Origin of the sequence: Sphingomonas mali NBRC 15500, from assembly GCF_001598415.1 — a bacterium.
In the GTDB taxonomy this organism is placed as follows: domain Bacteria; phylum Pseudomonadota; class Alphaproteobacteria; order Sphingomonadales; family Sphingomonadaceae; genus Sphingomonas; species Sphingomonas mali.
The window spans coordinates 1-1,827 of record NZ_BCYX01000090.1; the positions used below are offsets into that span (position 1 = coordinate 1).

Annotated in this window: 2 protein-coding genes; both read left to right on the forward strand. The window is 65.8% G+C overall.

What is annotated here, in order from left to right; all coding sequences use genetic code 11:
• Positions 1-6: 6 nt before the first annotated feature.
• On the forward strand, positions 7-1,272 hold the full coding sequence (locus tag SMA01S_RS23875) for a cysteine desulfurase (RefSeq protein WP_084250541.1): 1,266 nt from the start codon (positions 7-9) through the stop codon (positions 1,270-1,272).
• Between the two features lie 10 nt (positions 1,273-1,282).
• A complete protein-coding gene (locus SMA01S_RS23880; protein ID WP_066827969.1) occupies positions 1,283-1,747 on the forward strand; it encodes an SUF system Fe-S cluster assembly protein in 465 nt (154 codons plus the stop codon).
• The last annotated feature ends 80 nt before the right edge of the window (positions 1,748-1,827 follow it).

Sequence of the window (1,827 nt, forward strand, 5' to 3'; positions counted from 1 at the left end):
CAGGTGATGGACACTCAGGCCTGCCCTCACCCTTCCGCGCCTTCGGCGCTCCCTCCCTCTCCCGACGGGAGAGGGAATCTCCCGCCCCTCGACGTTCTCTCGGACTTCCCCGCGATACCGGCGGGTTGGCATTATCTCGACAGCGCGGTCTCAGCCCAGAAACCGCGCGTCGTGATCGACGCGATCGAGCGCGGGTATGCCCAGGACTATGCTGCCGTGCATCGCGGCGTGTACCAGCGCTCGGCCGACATGACGCTCACTTATGAAGCGGCGCGCAAGCGGGTCGCCGAATTCATCAACGGCAAGCCCGAGGAAATCGTCTTCGTCCGTGGCGCGACCGAGGCGATCAATCTCGTCGCGCACAGCTGGGTGAGCGAGCAGCTCAAGGCGGGTGACCGCATCCTGCTGTCGGTGCTCGAACACCATTCCAACATCGTGCCGTGGCAACTGGTCGCCGAGCGGATCGGAGTCGAGATCGACGTCGTACCGCTGACCGACGACGGCCGGATCGACCTCGACGCGATGGCGGCGATGATCACGCCGGCGCACAAATTGGTTGCGCTTGCGCACGTTTCGAACGTGCTGGGATCGGTGCTCGACGCCAAGCGCGCGACCGAAATCGCGCATTCGGTCGGCGCCAAAATCCTGCTCGACGGCTGCCAGGCGGTGCCGCGGATGCCCGTCGATGTCGCCGAGATCGGCTGCGACTTCTACGTCTTTTCCGGGCACAAGCTCTACGGTCCGACCGGGATCGGCGTGCTGTGGGGCCGCTACGATCTGCTCGACGCGATGCCGCCATACCAAGGCGGCGGGTCGATGATCGACCGCGTCACGTTCGCCAAGACGACCTATGCTCCGGCGCCCGGCCGGTTCGAGGCAGGCACGCCGCACATCGTCGGCGTGGTCGGGCTCCATGCCGCGATCGATTACGTCGAGAGTATCGGCTTGGAGCGGATTCACGCGCATGAAACCGCGCTGGTCGCGGCCACGCGCGAGCGGCTGTCGCGGATCAATTCGGTGCGGCTGTTCGGGCCGGAGGATTCCGCCGGCATCGTCAGCTTCGCGGTCGAGGGGGTGCATCCGCACGATGTCGCCACCATCTTGGACGAGAGCCGGGTCGCGATCCGCGCCGGACACCATTGCGCCCAGCCGTTGATGGAGGCGCTCGGCGTGCCGGCGACGGCTCGGGCGAGCTTCGGGGTCTATTCGTCGATGGCGGATGTCGAGGCGCTGGGTGAAGCTGTCGAACGTGTGACGCGGATTTTTGGGTAGGAATCTTCGGATGAACGAAGAACGGAAGATCGAAGTGGACGAAGTGACATCGGTGGAAGCGCCGCCCAAGGCGCGCGTCGAGGCGCCGACCGAGACATTCGAGCGCAAGCGCGACTATCTTGCCGGATTCCTGGCGCAGAAGCCCGAGCCGCTGTCGGGCGGCGAGCCGGGCGGAGCGCTGTACGAGGCGGTGGTCGACGCGCTCAAGGAAATCTACGACCCCGAAATCCCGGTCAACATCTACGACCTCGGGCTGATCTATAATGTCGAGGTGACCGAAGACGGCCATGCCGCGGTCACCATGACCCTGACCACGCCGCATTGCCCGGTCGCGGAATCGATGCCGGCCGAGGTCGAACTGCGCGTCGGCAGCGTGCCGGGCGTCGCGGTCGCCGACGTCAATCTGGTGTGGGATCCGCCCTGGGACCCGCAGAAGATGTCCGACGACGCAAAATTGGAACTGGGAATGCTGTGATGGCTCTAGCCCCTCCCCTTCAGGGGAGGGGTTGGGGTGGGGGAGTTGGGGCAAAGGTCAGGAGACTCAGCCCCCCCCCC

What these genes read in the sequence shown, in the direction of transcription:
- SMA01S_RS23880 (WP_066827969.1), top strand. Translation starts at nt 1,283, where the DNA reads ATGAACGAAGAACGGAAGATCGAAGTGGACGAAGTGACATCGGTGGAA.
- SMA01S_RS23875 (WP_084250541.1), top strand. Translation starts at nt 7, where the DNA reads ATGGACACTCAGGCCTGCCCTCACCCTTCCGCGCCTTCGGCGCTCCCT.